General features: G+C 41.9%; 21 protein-coding genes and 1 pseudogene. 5 read left to right on the top strand and 17 right to left on the bottom strand.

From position 1 onward, the window contains the following. Positions 1-199 precede the first annotated feature (199 nt). The 4 genes from G7Y90_RS15375 to copM all read left to right on the top strand — a co-directional run bounded on the left by G7Y90_RS15375 (position 200) and on the right by copM (position 2,212). A complete protein-coding gene (locus G7Y90_RS15375; RefSeq protein ID WP_193008273.1) occupies positions 200-808 on the top strand; it encodes a DUF411 domain-containing protein in 609 nt (202 codons plus the stop codon). A 77-nt stretch (positions 809-885) separates the two neighbouring features. After that, positions 886-1,065, top strand: coding sequence for a hypothetical protein (locus tag G7Y90_RS15370; RefSeq protein WP_250162828.1), 180 nt, complete (start codon positions 886-888; stop codon positions 1,063-1,065). 2 nt (positions 1,066-1,067) lie between these two features. Further along, the gene (locus tag G7Y90_RS15365) at positions 1,068-1,355 is read left to right on the top strand and encodes a DUF305 domain-containing protein (protein WP_250162827.1); all 288 of its coding nucleotides are present in this window, start codon (positions 1,068-1,070) and stop codon (positions 1,353-1,355) included. A gap of 125 nt (positions 1,356-1,480) precedes the next feature. Next, positions 1,481-2,212, top strand: coding sequence for a CopM family metallochaperone (copM, locus tag G7Y90_RS15360; RefSeq protein ID WP_250162826.1), 732 nt, complete (start codon positions 1,481-1,483; stop codon positions 2,210-2,212). A gap of 249 nt (positions 2,213-2,461) precedes the next feature. Here the strand turns inward: copM and G7Y90_RS15355 are convergent, their stop codons facing one another. The 5 genes from G7Y90_RS15355 to G7Y90_RS15335 form a co-directional block, all read right to left on the bottom strand. Then, positions 2,462-3,172, bottom strand: a complete 711-nt coding sequence (locus G7Y90_RS15355; RefSeq protein ID WP_250162825.1) for a GAD-like domain-containing protein — start codon at positions 3,170-3,172, stop codon at positions 2,462-2,464. Between the two features lie 267 nt (positions 3,173-3,439). Then, positions 3,440-4,546, bottom strand: a complete 1,107-nt coding sequence (locus G7Y90_RS15350) for a hypothetical protein (RefSeq protein WP_250162824.1) — start codon at positions 4,544-4,546, stop codon at positions 3,440-3,442. Between the two features lie 196 nt (positions 4,547-4,742). Beyond that, positions 4,743-5,411: a hypothetical protein gene (locus G7Y90_RS15345; protein WP_250162823.1), complete on the bottom strand. Its 669-nt coding sequence runs from the start codon at positions 5,409-5,411 to the stop codon at positions 4,743-4,745. 496 nt (positions 5,412-5,907) lie between these two features. Beyond that, positions 5,908-6,255: an IS630 transposase-related protein gene (locus tag G7Y90_RS15340; protein WP_101204407.1), complete on the bottom strand. Its 348-nt coding sequence runs from the start codon at positions 6,253-6,255 to the stop codon at positions 5,908-5,910. A gap of 276 nt (positions 6,256-6,531) precedes the next feature. Then, the gene (locus tag G7Y90_RS15335; protein WP_250162822.1) at positions 6,532-6,936 is read right to left on the bottom strand and encodes a hypothetical protein; all 405 of its coding nucleotides are present in this window, start codon (positions 6,934-6,936) and stop codon (positions 6,532-6,534) included. A 293-nt stretch (positions 6,937-7,229) separates the two neighbouring features. Here G7Y90_RS15335 and G7Y90_RS15330 point away from each other — a divergent pair. Beyond that, positions 7,230-7,481 (top strand): annotated as a pseudogene (locus tag G7Y90_RS15330) (integrase core domain-containing protein); the annotation flags it as partial. A gap of 104 nt (positions 7,482-7,585) precedes the next feature. Here the strand turns inward: G7Y90_RS15330 and G7Y90_RS15325 are convergent. The 12 genes from G7Y90_RS15325 to G7Y90_RS15270 form a co-directional block, all read right to left on the bottom strand. Continuing rightward, positions 7,586-8,149, bottom strand: a complete 564-nt coding sequence (locus G7Y90_RS15325; RefSeq protein WP_250162821.1) for a hypothetical protein — start codon at positions 8,147-8,149, stop codon at positions 7,586-7,588. A gap of 50 nt (positions 8,150-8,199) precedes the next feature. After that, positions 8,200-8,838: a hypothetical protein gene (locus G7Y90_RS15320; protein WP_201604500.1), complete on the bottom strand. Its 639-nt coding sequence runs from the start codon at positions 8,836-8,838 to the stop codon at positions 8,200-8,202. Positions 8,839-8,857: 19 nt separating this feature from the next. Then, a complete protein-coding gene (locus tag G7Y90_RS15315; protein ID WP_250162820.1) occupies positions 8,858-9,499 on the bottom strand; it encodes a DUF2345 domain-containing protein in 642 nt (213 codons plus the stop codon). Positions 9,500-9,536: 37 nt separating this feature from the next. Continuing rightward, positions 9,537-11,321, bottom strand: a complete 1,785-nt coding sequence (locus tag G7Y90_RS15310; protein WP_250162819.1) for a phage late control D family protein — start codon at positions 11,319-11,321, stop codon at positions 9,537-9,539. A gap of 5 nt (positions 11,322-11,326) precedes the next feature. Beyond that, on the bottom strand, positions 11,327-11,671 hold the full coding sequence (locus G7Y90_RS15305; protein ID WP_250162818.1) for a hypothetical protein: 345 nt from the start codon (positions 11,669-11,671) through the stop codon (positions 11,327-11,329). Positions 11,672-11,843: 172 nt separating this feature from the next. Then, on the bottom strand, positions 11,844-12,557 hold the full coding sequence (locus G7Y90_RS15300; RefSeq protein WP_045451536.1) for an OmpA family protein: 714 nt from the start codon (positions 12,555-12,557) through the stop codon (positions 11,844-11,846). A gap of 233 nt (positions 12,558-12,790) precedes the next feature. Continuing rightward, complete coding sequence (locus G7Y90_RS15295; RefSeq protein WP_250162817.1) at positions 12,791-13,099, bottom strand: hypothetical protein; 309 nt, start codon at positions 13,097-13,099, stop codon at positions 12,791-12,793. A gap of 158 nt (positions 13,100-13,257) precedes the next feature. After that, complete coding sequence (gene tagF / locus G7Y90_RS15290; RefSeq protein WP_250162816.1) at positions 13,258-13,767, bottom strand: type VI secretion system-associated protein TagF; 510 nt, start codon at positions 13,765-13,767, stop codon at positions 13,258-13,260. Beyond that, entirely contained in the window at positions 13,764-15,803 is a 2,040-nt protein-coding gene (locus tag G7Y90_RS19305) for an ImcF-related family protein (RefSeq protein WP_502937367.1), read from the bottom strand. Before G7Y90_RS19305 ends, tagF begins: the two co-directional genes overlap by 4 nt. Further along, positions 15,800-16,285 carry an ImcF-related family protein gene (locus G7Y90_RS19300; protein ID WP_502937440.1) on the bottom strand — a complete coding sequence of 162 codons (486 nt, stop codon included), beginning with the start codon at positions 16,283-16,285 and terminating at the stop codon, positions 15,800-15,802. The genes G7Y90_RS19305 and G7Y90_RS19300 overlap by 4 nt, the downstream gene beginning before the upstream one ends. After that, the gene (gene tssM / locus G7Y90_RS15275) at positions 16,240-17,802 is read right to left on the bottom strand and encodes a type VI secretion system membrane subunit TssM (protein ID WP_250162815.1); all 1,563 of its coding nucleotides are present in this window, start codon (positions 17,800-17,802) and stop codon (positions 16,240-16,242) included. Before tssM ends, G7Y90_RS19300 begins: the two co-directional genes overlap by 46 nt. A gap of 66 nt (positions 17,803-17,868) precedes the next feature. After that, complete coding sequence (locus tag G7Y90_RS15270; RefSeq protein ID WP_250162814.1) at positions 17,869-19,308, bottom strand: hypothetical protein; 1,440 nt, start codon at positions 19,306-19,308, stop codon at positions 17,869-17,871. Between the last annotated feature and the right edge of the window lie 39 nt (positions 19,309-19,347).

Here is a 19,347-nt window from a genome sequence, read left to right as displayed (position 1 = left end):
TCGCGCCAATTATTTAGGATGAGATCAATATAAAATGTCTCTATTGTTATCAATCATAGAGGAATACTGGTAATAAACCTATGCTCAGTCTAGAAGATGACAAAATTGTCATCTTGGCGTCATCTGACTGTCAGAGTGGTTATGCTAGTTTGGCTTCAATACATCCTAATTTTAATATTCAACACCATGAGAAGCCTCTATGATGCCTTTTACCGTTAAGTTTGTTCGAGGGTCAGCGGTCTTATTAACTGCTGCCATATTATCAGCATGTGGGCAATCTGACAGCAATGCTTCTAATGCCAGCCCCTCTACTGCCAATGCCGCTAACGCCAGCAGTGGTGAGGCAAACGCTATACAGAGTAGGCAAACAGTGACAGAGACACCAGCCAACAACCCAGACCTGCTCAAGAACGTGTCAGCCACTGTCTATAAAGATGCCAATTGTGGCTGTTGTAAAGAATGGATAGGGCACGCAGAAGATAATGGGTTAACGACTACTGCCCATGATGTTGCAGACTTGTCATTATTTAAAGAGCGTTACGGTGTACCTGCTGAGATGCGTTCTTGCCATACCGCCGTTACCAGTGATGGTTATGTCATCGAAGGTCATGTTCCTGCTAAGTATGTGGCTGAGTTTTTGCAAAACCCACCAAAGCAAGCCATTGGTTTGTCGGTACCGGGTATGCCCGTCGGAAGCCCTGGTATGGAATATCAAGATAAGTTTATGCCATACCAAATTATGCAAATCAATAAAGATGGTACAAACCAAGTATACGCTGAGATTGAGTCCGCAGAGCAGCAACTATAAGCCAATACTTTAGATAGATTTTTTAAATTTCAGCTACTCATTGTAGTACTGATAGCAGCATTGATGGAGACTGACTGATGAATCATACAGAGCAAAAACAGATGAACCCTTATGTAAAGTTCACCCTCATGATTCTGACGTCTACCGTGGTGATGTATATCATGATGTACTTCAATACTTATGAGTGGGATCATATTTATTTTAGTGAGACCAGAGCCTATATGGCGCTATATATGGGCGCAGCAGCGATGGAGTAATTATGCTCGCCTTTATGAGCAATATGTACAAGAAAACTAAGGTCAACTTAATGATTTATGGTCTTAGTGTGCTGATGTTTGCCGTGGGTATCTGGGGCGTCAGATCTCAAGCAACCGTCGATCAAGTGGATTGGATGCAGGCTATGATACCGCATCATTCAATTGCGATCTTAACCAGCTCAAGAGCCGATATAGAAGACCCTAGAGTACAGCAGCTTGCTGACGACATCATCGAAGCACAAAAACGTGAAATCCAAGAGATGCAGGCACTGATCGAAGCATTAGAATAAATAGCCTTAAAACACACTCCTCTTAGTACATAAATTAAATGATTTTTCCAACTGGTGGATCTTAGCTGATTTGCCAGTTTTTATATGAACCATAACTACCAAACGATCGTAATTAAGGATCTACCATGAAAATGATAAGAAACTCACGTCTTGCCATGCTTGCAGTTAGTGTCAGTGCCATGATGCTGCTTAGCGCTTGTCAGCCGACGAATGATGTAACAGAGGCTACTGTCAAAGACGAGGCGGCTCCTGTTAATAATGCTACAACAGACACTAGCGCGATGGATGCTCATGCAGGTGATATGTCAGGCGATGCGATGACGGGCATGCATGGAGAGTATAATGACTCTATGACTAAGATGCATGATGAGATGATGGCAGGCATGGCATACAACGATCCCGATGCTGCCTTTGCTCAAGGAATGCTCGGTCATCATATGGGTGCTGTTGATATGGCAGAGATTCAGCTAAAGTATGGTACAGATGCAGAAATGCGTCAGTTGGCACAAGAGATTATTGACGCTCAGAAAGCTGAAATTGAGCAAATGCAGAACTGGCTTGCCAACCATCCTGATGCTGCTGAGCCAACGTCTGATACTGAAGCCATGCAGACAGCTTATGCTAAAGGTATGGATACGATGCATAGTGAAATGATGGCAGGTATCGCTGACCCTAACCCAGATATGGCATTTGCTCGCGGTATGTTGCCGCATCATATTGGCGCAGTAGATATGGCAAAGATACAGCTAAAGTATGGCAAAAATGAAGAAATGCGTCAATTGGCACAACAAGTAATTGACGCGCAGCAGCCTGAAATTGAGCAAATGCAAAACTGGATAGCCAAGCATAATAGTTAAATAACGAGTGCTTAAGAATGGAGGTATTTTAGATAAAAAGCAGTGTCTTATATTTATTAAGGTACTGCTTCTTCTGCTCTATATTTTTTCTAAAATTTCGCTAGTGCCTGCATCAATATTCACGTCGCCACCTTTGTCTACCATAAGCCTTAAAAGGTTGAGTCTCCTAGGTACGCCATTGATATGAATAAGATTTGCTAGGATAGTGTATCTGTGTTTAAACCACCCGAAGGTGGCTTAAATAATTAATTATACTAAGTCATCTAAATCAGGTAGATTTGATGAATCTTCAACACCGAATGCCATTTGTCCTAATTTCTTAAAGTCGATGTATTGGATTTCAATCAAGTCAGGTAAGAGACTAAGATGCACAAAGATATTCATTTTATCGACATTTTTGATAGACGCGTTGTCACTTATGGCAAGGGCAGGAACGAAGCCAAACATTTCATCGTATTCAAGTGCTCCAAATTTTTTCACGCAGCGATTGAATAAGGGTTTGCTATTGTTATCAACCATATCAACATATTTTGTCTCTTTAAAAGCAAAAAATAATTCAATTTTTCTATCTGCTAGGCCTTTTGCAATATCTTTCGCTTCCCCTTTTTCTTGATAAACCCAACCAAGAGTTGGAGTAATTGTATAGGCATGACCCATTTTTTCACCCCAAACGTATAACTTGCCAAAGCCACTACGAGCAATCACATAATTGTCTTGTTTTAAAATGTCTTCACCTAGCCAAAGCACGAGCTCATCTTCATAGTCAGCAGGATTGACCATCCAAAATAGACCTTGTTTAAAGCGGCAGAAGCCCATTTTCTCCCAATAGAAAAGAAGTTTGTCAGGCAACTTGCCACGATAATATTCCAAGGTAGCTTGTTCAACAGGCTGTTGCCAGTCAGGTTGACCAAACTTTTCTAAAAAGTAATCAAATCCTTCATCAATAATAAAGTGACTCATTTTTCTATCCTTTAGATGTTTATTTGTACATATTAATCAGTGTCAATGATATTTGTTGGTAGGTGTTGGCTTGCTATTTATTATTACTGTTTAATAATGCCTTATTAATTGCCCTGTGGTCGTTTAATTCTCTATCAAGCCCTAGTTGCATCAAAGTAGCAGGATGATACTGGTAGTTGTCCTGTTTGTTATTGGAGCTCGAGCTTGAGTTGAGAGTCATAAATATAAAAAACCACACAAAGGTGGTTTAAGTAAAATAATAACAAACTAACCTTTCTTACCCTCAAACTGCCAAATCACTTCACCCCAGTTGTTGTTTGGATAGTCTGGCATGGTGTCGTCTTGCTTAAAGTAGGCACGACTGTCTGCTTTGGCTAAAGTGAACCAGTAGCCTGATTTAGGGCAGGGTTGTTCGGCTAGGCAATGGCCTCGAGCTTGACTGGTGATTTCAGGTTTAGCGGTAGGCTGGTTCTCGTAATAGGGCGTCATGTCTTCGCCTGACTCAGAACGCTTCATAAACTCTTTGTAAGTGATTTTATAGGGGTCGATAGAGACAAACTTGCTGGTGTCAATACCTGTCTCTTTAAGTACGAGTGGTAGCGTATAATCAGGTTGATTTTGCTGAATCTTTAATCCCATTTTAATGGCTTTAGTCTCGAAAAAAAGTCTAGCTTCAGGTAATCCGCCATAAAGCTTACTATATTCTTTGGTCAAAGATTCATCATAGTTATTAGGAATGATTTGTCTTATTAACTCTAACTCATCGAAAATATCTAAGCTAATCAGGTAATGACGGTTGCCTGTTTCAGGGTCACTTTGCCTATTTATTCTAATGTTCATATAGATTTCTGTGCCATATATTAATCGCCATAGCTGTAGATCATTAAGTTGCATCCACTCTTTAAAAGTAAGTGGGTAACTGTAATCAAGATATAGTTCTGAACCTTCATCTGTCGTTGCAAATGTAAAACTGTCTTTGGCAGTCAACCTAGGAGCGCTATTTGAATGCGCATACGTCCAACCTTTATCTTGTAGTTCTTTAAAGAAAAACATCATTTTTTGATAAGCATCTGCGTCTGATATACCGTTGTCTGTCTTATCGAAGAAAAAATCAACTGTAATTTTATTCAACCCTCTCTGCTCGCTAGTTACCTTATCCATAGCTAAAATAGTGACAACTTGGTCAATATTGAAACTACCGTCAGAATAATGGAAAATTACTTTCCCCATGTTGTTTGTTGGAAAGTCATAACCCTGAAAGGTAACTCCCATAGGCTGAGCATCTGCTTCTTGGAAAGCTTTATACTCAGGGTTGGCATCGTATAAATCTTTAGCAGTCATGTTTAAGGCAATTTCTAAAGGTTTATCAGGCATAATAACCTCTTTTTCTGCTTGGCAGGCAGTAGCTAAAAAAAGGAAGCTAAAGCAAATCAGAGTAATGAAAATTTGTTTAAACATAATACCAAACATGCCTTAGTTGCTTGAATAATGGGATTTTATAGCCTTACCCTTGTTCACCTTCAAACTGCCACATGACTGGCGTAGTTATTTTGATATAATTTGCCTTATTCTAAGGTTTAGATTCAGGGTTATATAAAGACAAATCTGTTCTGTTATCAAACTCACATGATGTCAAATCCACCATCGCATATTTTGATTGTTTTTGTTGCACAATGCAGCCTTTGTATTTAGTGATCTTAGGGCTGCTGATGAGCTCTTGGAAAAATAATTCAGGGTCATCTGCTCCGCTTATCTCTAATATTTTATATACTACATCTTTATGGATGTTATTAAAGGGTTCATGTGGTTGATATTTCCCAGCTAAAGTAAACCTCTTCACAAAATATTCGTTATTAACTTTATCCAATGAATAATCTAAGATAGTGCCATCATCATATTGAATGACAACAAAAAAGCCATATGCCGTTTCGTTAAATTGTTTACTATTTATTTGGTTTAAATTCCAATCTTTGTGGAATAAGTTTTTAGTTTCTTTTACATTTTCGTCAGGTAGGAAAAATGGTTCACGGGCTTGCTTTGCTGGTGTTATCGTAATAAGCGGAGCCCAGTCTTTTGTATTGAAATCCTCTTGAGTTTGGGGTTCCATATCAGAGGATGATACGCTCTCAGCGCTGTTCTTTTCATCCAGTTGCACAGTAGATTTGAGTGCTTTACCTGAATCTAGAGTAAGTGAATCTGAAGAGGTGGCATCACAAGCAGTAAGTAAGGCAGTAATCACTAGAGTAAGTGCTATAGTCAATCCAAATAAAAGAAGTACAACCCATATTATGAAATAGTTTAGGTAGATTATTCTCCATCCAACCTTGTCGTAGAAACTTAGCTTGTGCCCATTTCTTTCAATAGGATTTAAGTCAGGACTATAGGATGGTAGAAAAGCCTGTGACCATGCCTATTCAGAAGACTTTTCACTCGTTTATGAAAGCTGGCATTATCCATGACGATTACGCATTTAGTTTTAAGGCTTGGAATGAGCGTGTTTGCACCAGTCATAGAATATATCGCCATTGATGTTTTTCTCAAAGTAATCAAGCGCAAAAAGCATCTTTTCATACAGAGCACCGATGACATTGGTACGTTTTTTAGCTTGCCAATTGTAGCTATCAATACAAGGTTTACCTATCGGTGCATAGCCATACGAATAGTTTCAGCCTCAAAGCCACTCTCATCCATATAGACAATGGGATAGCCTTGCTGCTTAAATGATCAAGCTTATCTTATATACCGCTCTTTTTATTGAACACGCTTTTGGATGTGCTAAGGTCTTTTTTTTGGCTGATATTTAATCTTTTTAAGGCATAGCCAATACCTGATTTACTACAGTTTAAACGACGAGCTCGCTCATATAGATAGTCATCTGGGTATTGATTAACGTCTTGTAGAAGAGCTTCATTGGGTATACTGCTTGGCGTTTTGACTCTGGTCGTTTGGATGCTTGGGTCTATAAGCCAGCGCTGTAGTGTACTCTTGCTGATATTATAAAAAATACAGGCCTGACGGATGCTCATGTCTTTTTGCTCAATGTTTTTGATAACTTGTGCTCGAAAATCTGCTGAGTAGGTCATCTTTTATATTTCTCTTTGCTTGGTTTAAAAGCATTGTACCTTTTCTATTTTGGACTGACTATAGTTTCATTGTGTTCATATAAACCTTTTATAACTTGTATACACTGGGATCTTTTTGCATGAGAACATTAAATTTCTCTGCTGCTTGTGCAAGAGGTCTGTTAAGGCTCATTTTTTTTGTATTTTCTCAAGGAATCATACGTATCACCTAAGTTAAAAATACTCTGTAAGTAATCAATTCTTTGTAGTTCTTCTCTTTCTACTTCTGGTAGATTATTAATGTAATTGATGTTGTCTATATAAGTTAGGTAAAATGTTTTTGAAAATGTTTTCAGCTTCCTTGCGTGTGGCGTAGTCTATATTTTTATTGAAAGCTACTGCAGACAAATAATCCTTTGGTGTAGCACCATTTTGTATAAGACAAATTTGGTAGTTAATATCACTACGATGTATTATGTATGAATTAATTGTTTTATTAGAAAATCTGCTCATAATTTCCAGGTCTTCTAAACTCGGTAGTTCCCTTGAATCTTCTTGGTCACTACACAAGTCTACAGCAGCATTCATAGTTTCAACTGCACGGTCTAACGCAATAGCGTGTTCACTCGCACCTGTAAATTGTGAACAGGAAAAACTTAGCATTGTAAATAATAAAATTGATAAGAATTTAATATAGTTCATGGTATGCATCCATCCTCAATAGCTTTAAAGAAATTGATTTCATCTCGATGCTTAGAATAGCCGTCAGACTCAAGTTCTATACGTGCTTTAGTAGCATCGTCTTGAACCATTCTTCTCTCAATTGCTTCCACACTACCCATAGCTCAATCTGTTCTACAGTTCTTGTCTTTTTGGTGTAATATAGACTTTCTCTTAAAGCAGTAAAATCAAATGTTTCAATCTGAGATTGTGCTAGAAAGTTTATTAAGTCTCCTACAATCTCGGGGCGGTTCATGGCTGATTCTGGCGTCATTGCATCTGTTGGCACAACAGGCGATTCATACGATAATGCGTTGGCCGAAACGGTTAACGGGCTCTATAAAACGGAAGTGGTTGATTATTTAAAACAGCAGTGGCAAGGCGTGAATGATGTTGAACTGACTACTTTAGAGTGGGTCGATTGGTTCAACAAAACACGTTTACATAGCACGATTGGTTATATGTCGCCTTTTGAGTTTGAAAAGCGGTATTATGACAATTTAACCCTGTCAGGCATTGCTGCCTGACTCAAGTATATCGCTCTCCGATATATTCGGGGCGGTTCACTTTAATAAAAACCTTTTAGTAGGTGTCTAAAATTAGTTGACCACTACAAAATCACCATAACCAACTATTTAGATAACTCATTCACATTGTGTTCATAGTATACAGTCGTAGCTGGGCTATTGTAGTTGATTAGAATAGTGTTTTTGATTAATCTCCAATTGAAGACAGTGGCAACTTTAAAAACCTTGAGTTGTGTTGAGTTTGTATTCCTTATAATGTCAGCAGCTAAAAGTGCGCTTTCCTCTGAGTTGTATGTAACTTGATAAGCACCAAGATAACCTTCTCTTAAATCTTTGATACTAATAACTGTTCCATCTATTGCGCAGGCATCTTTTAAAAAATTAGATCCAAAATCTGAAGTTAGGTTGTGCTCTATCCTTGATTTAGGTGTACTACTTTTAGTAAAAGTTATATTAGCTTTACTAGTTAATAAATTTGTTTCTTTAATACCTAATTTGACAAATTCTTCATACATTGATAATAAAGGTTCACCAGTACAATTATTTTCAATACTCGACTCAATAAAAGTAGTTTCGCTTTTTGCGATATCAGGCACGTCTTCAATAGCACTGCTTTCTATTGAGCATCCTAAAGGTACAAAAAATAGAAACAGAATAAAATTTTTCATATGGAACCTCTTGATTTTGTAATACACCATTATTTTTGTAACTAAGCATACTAAGGAAGGACTAATGTCCTTCCTCTGATTATGGGACGCACTGCCTTCAGGTATATTATTTTTGCATCAACATCTTTGTTTGATGTGACACCACCTAATTCGCGTAGGGCTTTATTAAAGCTAGAGAATCCATCATGCCCAAAGACTTCCAAACAACCCGCAGTGCCTATCATGCTATCAGCTCTATTTGGATCATTTGTATTAGGCCCATCATGAATAAGGAAGTTTCCATATACTATCCATGCACCATTTTCTGCTGAGTCTGTACTGTGAAGCATATATTCTGGATACCATGTCAAAGAATGTGTTTGGTGATCTGCTAGTCCAGCAACTGAGTAACCCTCACTTCTTACATATCTTGGACCGAACCTTATTACTTGAAACGCTCTAGTATGTTTACCATTAGATATTCTTAGAGTATAAAGCGGAGTTTTATAATGATTTTCAAAACTTCCATCTGGATAGTCCCAAGTATAAGCATGATTACCATTAGGAGTTCCGTCCAGAGTCAATGTCAATTTTCTTTTAACACGCGAAATTTGGGTATTCGAAGTTGCCGAGTTTCGAGTGGTCGTAGTACTAGAGGTTCTTTCAGGTCGTCTCAAAACTGCAAATGGATCATAATCTGGATCAGGCATAACGGCTCCCTTATTAAAATTATATTTTCAAGTGGACTTTGATTTCTTGTTCAATCGATGTATTCATAACCTCAGTATAACCATCAATATCAGTAGTACCTTCAAACACTTCACCCGTAACTGAAGCTTGTGCAATATAATCGGTAGAGCTATAAGGAATATCATCATCGTCAGCAAACCTAAACTGAGCAGTATAGTTATCTAATTTCAAATGAACCTTAATCTCATCAGAATCAGAGCTGTAGAACGTCTCAGTATTTCCCTCAGCATCAGTTACACCCTCGAATGTTTCTTTTGTATTCTCATTAATAGCAATATATGGTGTATTGGTGTAGGCGATATCATCATCGTCAGCGAACTTAAATTGCGCTTTAAACATCGCACCAGCTATCAAGCTGGGCAGCCCCGCCAATCCCAACCCATCCATCCCCCCACCAGCCTTACTATGCTTACCAGCTTTCTCCGTAAACTGCTTTGCGGCTATCGTAATATTTGCGCCATCCAAAGTGATACTTGCACCACCAGCGGTCAGTGTAATTTTATTCGTTGCCACTATCTCAACCTCTTTAGTCGAGGAGGCGATGTTTATATCCTGCTTAGCCGTGGCTTCCAGTTTTCCTGTATGAGCGGAGAGGGTGATATTCTCTTTGGCATTGGTCATGCTAAATTGACCATCGGCTATGATATTTAGAGACTCGCTACTGACTTGATTGACTATCGCCACTACTAATACTCATATCTTGCTGCGTAGTACTAATCATCTCACCCATACTTCTATGAATAATGGTATCGTCGCTCACATAGCTTATGTCTGCTGCGCTATCGATCAGCGCGAATGGCATTGTTTGATGAGTTTTGGTTTGCTGTTCCTCTGCGATAGTTTCAAGTTGCGTCTTAATCGCTTTGTGGTCATTGATATGACGTCCAAGCCCTGTCGCCAATTGTGTTAAACGTTCGGCTAAGTGCTGACCGCCAAGACCAGTTTGGGTGAGAGTCGGGGTGTGCTGCTGGTAGTTATGCTGTCCAGATTGCGTATGAGTTTGCGGTTGAGTAGAAAGGACGAGGGCTTCGCCTGATTTTATATTGATTTGAGCGTTAGTAGTCGCATTGATGCCTTCGCGTTTGGCGGTGTCTGATGGATTGATGACCCCCATCTTTAGACTGGCAGATATCCCAGCACTGTCTATTTTTATCTGAGAGTAAGCTTTTTCTGTACGGTGGTCAGTCACCCATTCAGACAGGCCGTTGCCTGTGTTGCGATAACCGCTTTCAATCGCTTGTTCATTGTCCGTGGCAAATAGGCTAGGGCGAGTCGATGACAATAAACTGCCAGTGTTAATTAGATGCTCGCTATCGCCGATAGATTGCATGAGGGTTTGGTCATCCGCTCTATGGGTGAAGTGTGTGCCGTAGTTCGCGCCAGCTTGCGCCTCCAATCGGTTGATAGGCTGAGCTGGACTATCCAGTAAATAGCTGCGCGTGGGCGTCATATGGTTACGGCTATCGATATCGCTTTGCGCTTCGGTGATACCTGTCATCGGCGGTAGGGCATGTCTGCTATATAGGTGACCGACCCATGGGGTATCAGCGGTAATGAGGCACAGCTGAGTTAAATGAATGCCAGATGCTAATGTCGACGCATGACGCTGTTGGTGGCGTGTGCTTTGGGTCAGCCCTGTGACATGCGCCAGACTATTGCGTGCCAAATGAATGATATGAGTAGCACGGTAGTGCTGATTGAGCGCACTGTGATCGACAAGCATAAAAGTATCAGCAACACTCAAATCCGTAGCATGGGCTATGGCATGATAGATGCTATATCGATTTTGATGACTGTTTGCCACGATGGTTGCTGCGTCTATGGTTTCAGTATCTGTTACTGGCGCAAAAGCAGCTGGTGTGTCTAATGTGAGAGTGTGGTTATTCGAATGGCTTACTTCATCAGAGTTACTGCTCATCGCAACGTCAGCGGACTGCGTTGGGTGTGCAACACTGCTGCTATTAAAACGCTGCATCGTTACTGAATTTGGTTGGGTGATGACCTGCTCACTCAATGCCAATACAGGTGCATGGACACGGTCATGTAACACTTGCTGGTAGCGCAGCCCGCCAATATTTAGGCTGATTCCATCGCTATCACTTGGATCTGCGGTGGTAATAATGAGCTTTGGTGGACTGTGCTCATTCGTTTGCTCATGGCGCAGATAGGCTGTGAGTCCTTGACGCGCAAGCCGCTCGCAAATATGTGTCCAGTCGCTTATTTGCCACTGGGTCATGCGTGCTGGTGACCAGTTAGCATCTTCACCATTGTTGCTGTCATCGATGATTTCTATATCCAGCGTAGCCGTGCGCTCTGCTACCATCGCTTGTACAGTCAAATGAGTATCAATGTGACCGCGTATATGCTGATGCAGACGATAAGTGATGGGCTGGGCGAGCAGGCGATAATAGCCGTAGCTGCCATCATGATCTAGCTGATGCACAGCCGTTATATAAGATGACGAAAGCTTAGGCCACTTGGAATATCAAAGCTCAAGGTCAGAGGGCTACCGATGAGATTGGTTAATGGCGTAAAAGGAGGGTGATGCCGCTCATGGATATAAACGTGTAGCACATAAGTGTCGATACCGTGCTGCTGGTGTTGGCGATTACCATTGGGGTTTAGTTGAGCAATGATATCGGCTTCATCAGCGCTATGCATGAGCTTATCTTGCCACGCACCATGAGCATTGATGTCTTGGCGAGCGCTCGGATAGGGCGCTTGAGTGCTGCCTTCACTGGCATAGAGCCGATCAGGGTGCATAGGCAGCACGGTATTGGTCAAGCGTAGCATAGTTATGTCCCTATTTTTTTAGCAGTGGCTCTCTTTTAGCATTGGTGTTTTTTGTAGCATCGATATCTCTAGTAGCAATGACAGCATGTTTTTCAGCATTATCAAACCAGCTATCAGCACTTAACCGTCATTGCTTAGTGACCATTATCGTCATACGTTCTACATAGCGATGTTATTCATTAAGGGTAAATTCGATACGGCGATTGCGAGTGCGACCTTCTTCGTTGTCGTTACTAGCGATAGGGTCTGAGTCTCCTTTACCAGTAGTACTGAGACGAGTCGCATTTATATTTCGACCGATCAAGTATTGTTTGACGGCTTCTGCACGCTTATTTGATAGGGCAAGATTGGCAGTAGAATTGCCGACATTATCGGTATGACCGGTGATAAGAACAGGCTTATCACCGACCCGCTGTAACACCCCTGCCATATCGTCTAAGATACCAAGACCCATCGGCGTTAGATTGGTGCTACCAGACTCGAACTCGACGATACGGTTGCCTAAAGTCTCGTCTATGAGGCGTTGTTCACCTTCTACCACGACCAGCTGGTTTTCTAATTGATAGAGATCAGTTAGGCGCGAGTGAATACGGTTTTGAATGGCTTGCTTTTGCTCAAGGCTGCTTACCTTGCCATGTAAGCTAATGGTCGTCCCATGAATGTCGATACGCCCCTGACGAATGTTAGAGATGTCGCTATCAATGATAGTCGTGGCTATCTGTTGCCAGTTGGTTGGTATACTGATGTTCGAACGTACTTCGATTTCATCTCTGACAGGTTTATCAGGATACTGTGCTTTTAGTTTGTCGAGCAGTTGCTGTTTGTCTGAACTGGTAGCGACCACACCTTTGATGACCACTGGCACATTTTGTGAATTATTTGTCACATGAGTGTCGTTATGTTCTGCAAATACAACGGCGCTCATAGGCAGGGTAATAGCGGCGGCTAATAGCAGGTTTTTCGTGTGATTTGTTCGCTTGGATTTTGTTATTCTAGAGAGGACTTTCATTCAAGTACCTTTTTAATCTGTCTATTGTTGAGCAGTGACTAATTGCAGGGGTATGATGCATGGTGGCTACTATCAGCTGTTACGAATCAGCAGTTATCGTGAGCTATTATTTATTGTGCTAAAAAAGTTTTTTTAAACAATTGCCTAGTATCATACAGATATAAATTGTCTTGTAACAATACTTTATTGAAACGGGTCAACCCAATGTCTTCATCGATATAGCCTTGAGTCCAGTCGCTATGAGCGATGACCACCCAATCTTCAGGATAGTTTTTTTCACTTTCTGATATTTGCTTGAGTATACGTCCATCTGGTTTAGTAAAACTCATGAGCAGGCGATAGCAATTAGCGACACGATATAAGTAGGTATTCAAGTAGAGCTGGTGTGGCTGATAAAACCATTGATGAGATCGTGCCAAAAAGTGGCCATGTGTATCGAGTTTTCTCTATCAGAGTAAGTGACCAGCAGATGGCTTTATTTAAGCCATGGAAACCCTTAGTAAAGGTCGGTAAAATAACAGGCCAGTGGCAATGATTTGCTGTATCAGTTGCGCTTTATCGATGTTCATTAAGATCGCTATATCATGCAACGTAGTGGTATTGATAAATCATAGTAGTAAGTACTGGCATTATTATCGATGCTGAGTTGGCTATGGTTGAGGTGCTCCATAAGATCGCTATTGTCAGTTTTGGATTTAGCCATACTTAAAACTTCATAAGTGTCATTCCAAAGCGCTGATGACTTGACGGGCAGATAGTTCATCCAGTTTTTCGGTTTATCGAGATGAAGCACGCCAAAACCTATCAATGGATAATTTCTATAGCTACTATCGTGACTAGGGATCAAAACACCGGTGATAATCTCATTAGCTCTAGTATCGATATGACTGAAATTTAAAAAGGCAAAGTCATGATTACTGACATTGTCTATCGGAATTCCGCTAAATACACTTTCCGACACGGCTAGCGCTTCGCTGACCCATTCATCAATGGCATTGGTCTCAGAGATATGAACGCGCGCCCGTACAAAGTCCCCGCGAGCAGGCAATTTTCCAAAATATACTAAAGGCAAGGAGTCTGGAGTCATGGCGTTTGCTCCTGCTGTTCAGTCACGGCTGAACGATCATCAGTAGCCGTCGTGGTATCAGTAGGCGGCTGTACTGGTGGACTATTTTCACTATTGGTATTAGGGACTACAGTAGATACGCGGGCAGGCGGCGTGACATTGCTTGTATTTTGGCCAGTCGGTACTGGCTGATTGGTGCCAGAACCTGCATTGGGAGTATCGCCATCAACAGCATTATCATCAGAAATTGGCCTTGCTGTACGTGTGACACCAAGGGCAATAATCTCCTCTGGTAGTTTCATGCCAGTAAAGGGATTGGTAGAGCGACCTTGACCGGTAGTGGTACTACTGCCGCTGCCGCTGATGATTCTAAAGCGTACAGAGATAGTGATACCGTCACCAGACCATGCCATCTCAAAGATATCATTGCCAAGTTCAGTACGGCGTGCACTGTTAATGAGCCTTTCTACCCCAAAGCTGCCTGCTTCTTCAAAGACAGTAAAGTCTCTGCCATCATAGTCCTTGGCTCGAATACTGGCACCAGGTTGGCTACTTGGATTTGGCCATACAAACGTTGTCCACGCTTGAGTACCCATGCGATAACGCAACTGTTGACCATCGACTACAATGGTATATTCAGTCAAACCGCTGACGGGTAATGGCATAATTTGAAAAGTGGTTTGATTGGCAGCGCCACCAGTATTATTCGCACCAGCAGCGCCTGTGCTATTGCTGCCCATATAATTGGTAAAGTAACGGCCAAAATCAGCGACAAACTGCGGGTTGAGACCCAGACCTGCACCATTCCAGATTTTACTGGAGATTTGATCGCCGCGGCGAATGATAAAGGGCGATAACGTTTCGTTGACGAATCGCGCCACATAGCCATCTTCGCCGAAGAATTGACCGATCTCTGCAGGCGTCGCTTCTAAGTTTGCATTGGCGGTAAAGGGATACTTACTGCCTAAATTATCGAGGAAAGGCTTATAGACCTGCGCTTTCCAAACTTTATTAATCTCAGCCTTAGTGGGCGTCAGCAGCATGTTAAATGAACGAGTCAGTGGCTCACTCAACAACGGACGAACCAGTTGTTTTATTTCAGAGTTGGCTTGACTTAGGATCTGCTCATCTAATATCTGTAGAGATTTGGTTAACTCTGAGCCTTCGGGACTGAGGGTTTGTGAGGCAAACAACAAAGCATCAGGGCCGATGTCGTCACTACGAGCGATATTGTTAAAGCGGGTTCTGATATCGCCTAAACTGACTAAATAGCTGTCTAATAATGACAGATCCTGATTTTCTTCTCTTGGCGTTACTAGCGCATGTATAGAGGAGAATTCTTGAGCAATCACACCTGAGCTTGCTTGTGCTACAGGCGCGGCGTTACTAGAGCTGCCACCATTATTCATCGCAGCTTCTGCTTGCCGCAGCTCAGCAGGGCTTTGACGCAGGATGGTTTGCTTAAACCAATTGACAAATGAGCGACGAGATTCGCCACCATTGCCAGCTGCTTGATTGGCCGCTTTATTGTCCCATTGAGTTTGGCGATCTACTGTCTCAAACAGGGTTTTTAACGGTGACTCTGTGGCATTGGACAGCTGATTTAATAAGACTGCATGATCATCGAAGCCTGTGCTATCCCGAACATACACTTGAGATAAAAAACGTTTCCATTCACTGATATATTCTTGCTTATAGCGATTGACCAGATATTGTCGTATCTGTTCAGGGCTACCCGTCAAGGTAAGGTCATCTTGGCTGCTGGTGGCCAACACCCAATCATCGGCGACCACTCTTGTGGTGGCAGCTTTATCAATCTCATCACTGACGAAAGCCTCCCATGCCTCTTTAGTAAAAGTGCCTGAAATGACATAGCTACCAAGCAGTGCTTCATTAGCATTGTTTTGCGTAATCTGCGCAACCGTGACCGATGGGAAGCGGGCAGATGCGCGCATTTTAATCTCAGAGTAAACCCGCTCACGAGCAGGTTGGCCTTTGCTAACATTGGATAAATTGCTACGGGTTTTGTCTATCAGCCCTAAGTCATTTTGGATCAATGGAAAGGCGGGTCGTCGACATGAGCCAAGGTAAAACTCAAGATACGCTCAGCTTGGCGAATCATCTTGTCACGCGGCATGTCAGCGCGATTGGCTTCGAGCCAGTTGCGCCAAAAACGGGTCATCTGATCACTCAAATGACTGGCCTCTAAATTGTCATGATTGCCAAGCATGAGATAAGCCTTGAGCGCATTATAAGCATCTTCAACGTCTGTGGGGTCCGACTGGATATAAGCATCATTAACGGCAGCATCAGAGGTGTCATCAGTGCTTGAGTCTTCTGTACGGACTTCTAATTGATCGGCATTGGTATTTACTTCGGTTAAAAACGTTTCGATATTTTGTTTGGTTGGCGCTAAGACGATGATGCTGATGCCGTTGTAATATTCTGCTAGCAATTTTTGCTTAAGCTTATCGCCTTGATAGAGGCCAAAACTCAAAGACAGCGGCTTGTCGTCTTCATAGCCTTCAAGCTGCTCGATTCGACTTTGTAGAATATTGAGCGACTCAAGCTGCGATTGTAAGTCACCATTAGAATTTTTTTGTAGCGCTGCGACTTGCTGTAAGTCAGCCACGACACGCTCAGTGAGCTGTTTATGGCATAAGACCATGTCCACAGACCGACAGCCGCACACAAAGTCACGACAGCAGCTAGCGTCGCAAGCGCACGATGACTGCGCTTGTGTCGGTTTTTATGCTGCTTGACCAAATGCTTGTCTTTTAAAATGACTTTAGAAAATAGATCTTGTAAAAAATAGGGCTTGTCTGCGGCTTCTTGCTGCGCATTGAGCGGTATCGCAGGTGGGTGCAAATCGTAATTTTGCACCATTTGCAACGTCATTTGGCTGCTAACTTGCCCGTCCTGCAAGGCGCTGGTAAAGTAAAAGCCACGCAATATGGGCTTAAATTGGAAAGGGTTGTCCTCAAACAACGCATGCATCAGTGTCCGTATCATGGGACGTAATGACTGAAATTCCATTGGGAAAGTCATTAGACTGGGAGATACCGTGCGCTGATGACGCAAGGATAGCTTAGTTGTGCTCAAATCTTTTAGACCATTGACCAATACGCCAAAATGCTCTTCGAATATGTCCGTAATATTGATATTTTCTGGGTCTTCAGGGTAGGGGATGGTCGCGCCCCATACTTGGCTGCGCTCTTCTTGCTCATAGTCATTAAAGAAGTCACGGAAGCCTGAAATCAAATCCATTTTAGTAAAGACCACATAGACAGGCGCATAAACTTCTAGCTGTTCAGTTAAGTCTTGCACACGGCTGCGCAGATTCTTGGCCAAATCCAACGCATAGTTTGGGTCATTTTTGGTGAGTTCGGCGATACTGACCGCGATGATGATGCCATTGATCGGTGCTTTAGGTCGATTCTTTTTGAGTAGGCTTAAAAATGACAACCATTCTGAGCGATCTTCTTCATAAACGGAGTAACGTCCTGCAGTGTCGAGCAAAATACCTTCAGTCGAAAAAAACCAATCGCAGTTACGTGTACCGCCGACGCCTTTAACGGATAGCTTGTTACCTTGCTCCATAAAGGGGAATTTTAAGCCAGAGTGTAGCACTGCAGAGCTTTTGCCTGCCGCTGGATTACCAATGACCATATACCACGGCAGCTCATATAACGCCGCTTTGCCTGTTTGATCGCCTATCTTTGATTTGCGAATGGTTTTAATGGCATCTTGCATTTGCTGACGTAGCGCTTGCACTTCTTGAGCGTTTTCATCTTTGGCCACATGAGGGCTATTGTCACCTTGTCTCTCGTTGCCATTATCCTCCACTAAGTTTGCCAGCTCATCTGAGGCAAGCTTACGTTTTTTCCACAGGTAATAGCCAAGCGCCCCCAGCACCGTACATGTGATTAGAACGCCAATGATTATGACAAAGGTTTTAATAGTCACATAATCATAAAGTAAGACTAGAGCGACTATGAGCCCCAGCGCCAATAATACTCTTGGGTTATAGATAAGATGAAAAAACCTTGAAAACATGCGTGCTACCTAGTGTGAACTTAAGATAATAAAACGAGTATTTACCACGACAAAACACCATTAAAACTACGACTCAGATGTTTGAGAAGAGTCTAGCAACCAAAGTATATTGCAGTGCTTATGTTGAGTAATTAAAAATGATCTGTCTGACTCTTGTTGGTCTTCTTTGGCTAAGTCAATGAAGAGTGATAAGCTGATGAATGGCTTCAACCAATTATTCAATGGCATATAATGCCCTAAATGATGCTCATTTACTAGAGCGCCTTGTGCTATAAATGCTTCAAGAAAGCTCATATACGTTGATAAGTCATAGGGCTGCTTTAATGGATTAATGTCAGACATGGCGGTAATGGTCATGTCTGTTATAGCAACATTAGTCTTGTATTTTTCTTTGCTGTTGATGTCAGACGATTTTTTTGCGGGCTTTACTATCTGTTTATCAGTGGTTTTTAGCGTGGTCGTATCGGTCGGTGACAGTGAAAGCATATTGTCTATTAATAGATTTTTGATAGTCGTTAAATGATTCAAATAGCGACGATTATCACTCAAAAGCTCAGTGCGATGAGTTGTAGCTATCTCCGTTAATAAAATACGGGTACTGGCGTCAATATTGAGTAGCTCTTGAGCCGCTTGATTCGAGAATAGCAACAGCGCACCCGCCTCAGTTGGAACGACATTGGTCATTTGCTCAGCATACAAATGAGTGTCTAACCATTCTTCACTTATCTGTGAATCTGCAATGATAATTAAGCAAAGATCAGGCGCAGTTGATTTAGATAAAGGCAGTAGATGTCTATTGATGAATTCTGTAGGTGTGGCAATGGCGATATTGTTAGCGCCATTATTTGCTACGGTGTTTGCGACATCAGTGCTGTCAGTTATGATGGTCGTAATAGCAAGCCGTGTATCAGGAATACCGTAAGTTGCTAACTGTTCTTTTATGGTCGCGATTAAAAATGCTGAATCGGCGCTGGCAGGTAAGCATAGATAGATAGGAAGATTGGTTAAATGACCAGCAGAGGCTGCTGTCATTTTGTCATCACCGTTCTCTTTACGGCTGTTATTTTCACTACTTACTTCGTTGGCACTCACCAAATAATGTTGCTGCCATTCGGGATGAATATGAATGGCTGCGTTGGACTGAGTCGTATCTTGTTGGTGATGTTGGTAAAAGTATTCGGCAAGGCTAGACAGCATCTCCTCGCTCAAGACTAGCTGCTCATAAATTAATGCCTGTAAACGCAAGGTAGTATCATTTAACGCGGCTTTACGTTCAGTAAATCTCTCATCATCGAGATGGCTGTCTAAACTACTGTCTAAATCACTGTTCGAATCTAAATAGCTGTCGTCAAACTCTGAATCTGCTGAATAGGCATCAGATATATTAGGATATGGTAGGGCGGCGGCATCAGGGAGTCTTGCAATCGGTTTGACCAACATTGGCATACCATCAATATCTGTCAAATCCTCGCTCAATACGGTTAGGTCTGCCTCATTGTCCACCACTTCAGACCAACAGTCTCCTTCTGGTAGGCAGACACGGCT

Origin of the sequence: Psychrobacter sp. WY6 (assembly GCF_018448495.1) — a bacterium.
Lineage (GTDB): Bacteria > Pseudomonadota > Gammaproteobacteria > Pseudomonadales > Moraxellaceae > Psychrobacter.
Note: the sequence above shows the minus strand (reverse complement) of the source record. Positions and strands in the feature narration are given on the sequence as shown.

Excerpts from the sequence above, each read along its gene's own strand:
- G7Y90_RS15375 (WP_193008273.1), top strand. The coding sequence starts at position 200 with ATGATGCCTTTTACCGTTAAGTTTGTTCGAGGGTCAGCGGTCTTATTA.
- G7Y90_RS15370 (WP_250162828.1), top strand. The coding sequence starts at position 886 with ATGAATCATACAGAGCAAAAACAGATGAACCCTTATGTAAAGTTCACC.
- G7Y90_RS15365 (WP_250162827.1), top strand. The coding sequence starts at position 1,068 with ATGCTCGCCTTTATGAGCAATATGTACAAGAAAACTAAGGTCAACTTA.
- copM (WP_250162826.1), top strand. The coding sequence starts at position 1,481 with ATGAAAATGATAAGAAACTCACGTCTTGCCATGCTTGCAGTTAGTGTC.
- G7Y90_RS15355 (WP_250162825.1), bottom strand. The coding sequence starts at position 3,172 with ATGAGTCACTTTATTATTGATGAAGGATTTGATTACTTTTTAGAAAAG.
- G7Y90_RS15350 (WP_250162824.1), bottom strand. The coding sequence starts at position 4,546 with ATGCCTGATAAACCTTTAGAAATTGCCTTAAACATGACTGCTAAAGAT.
- G7Y90_RS15340 (WP_101204407.1), bottom strand. The coding sequence starts at position 6,255 with ATGACCTACTCAGCAGATTTTCGAGCACAAGTTATCAAAAACATTGAG.
- G7Y90_RS15335 (WP_250162822.1), bottom strand. The coding sequence starts at position 6,936 with ATGAACTATATTAAATTCTTATCAATTTTATTATTTACAATGCTAAGT.
- G7Y90_RS15325 (WP_250162821.1), bottom strand. The coding sequence starts at position 8,149 with ATGAAAAATTTTATTCTGTTTCTATTTTTTGTACCTTTAGGATGCTCA.
- G7Y90_RS15320 (WP_201604500.1), bottom strand. The coding sequence starts at position 8,838 with ATGCCTGATCCAGATTATGATCCATTTGCAGTTTTGAGACGACCTGAA.
- G7Y90_RS15315 (WP_250162820.1), bottom strand. The coding sequence starts at position 9,499 with ATGACCAATGCCAAAGAGAATATCACCCTCTCCGCTCATACAGGAAAA.
- G7Y90_RS15305 (WP_250162818.1), bottom strand. The coding sequence starts at position 11,671 with ATGCTACGCTTGACCAATACCGTGCTGCCTATGCACCCTGATCGGCTC.
- tagF (WP_250162816.1), bottom strand. The coding sequence starts at position 13,767 with ATGACTCCAGACTCCTTGCCTTTAGTATATTTTGGAAAATTGCCTGCT.
- tssM (WP_250162815.1), bottom strand. The coding sequence starts at position 17,802 with ATGTTTTCAAGGTTTTTTCATCTTATCTATAACCCAAGAGTATTATTG.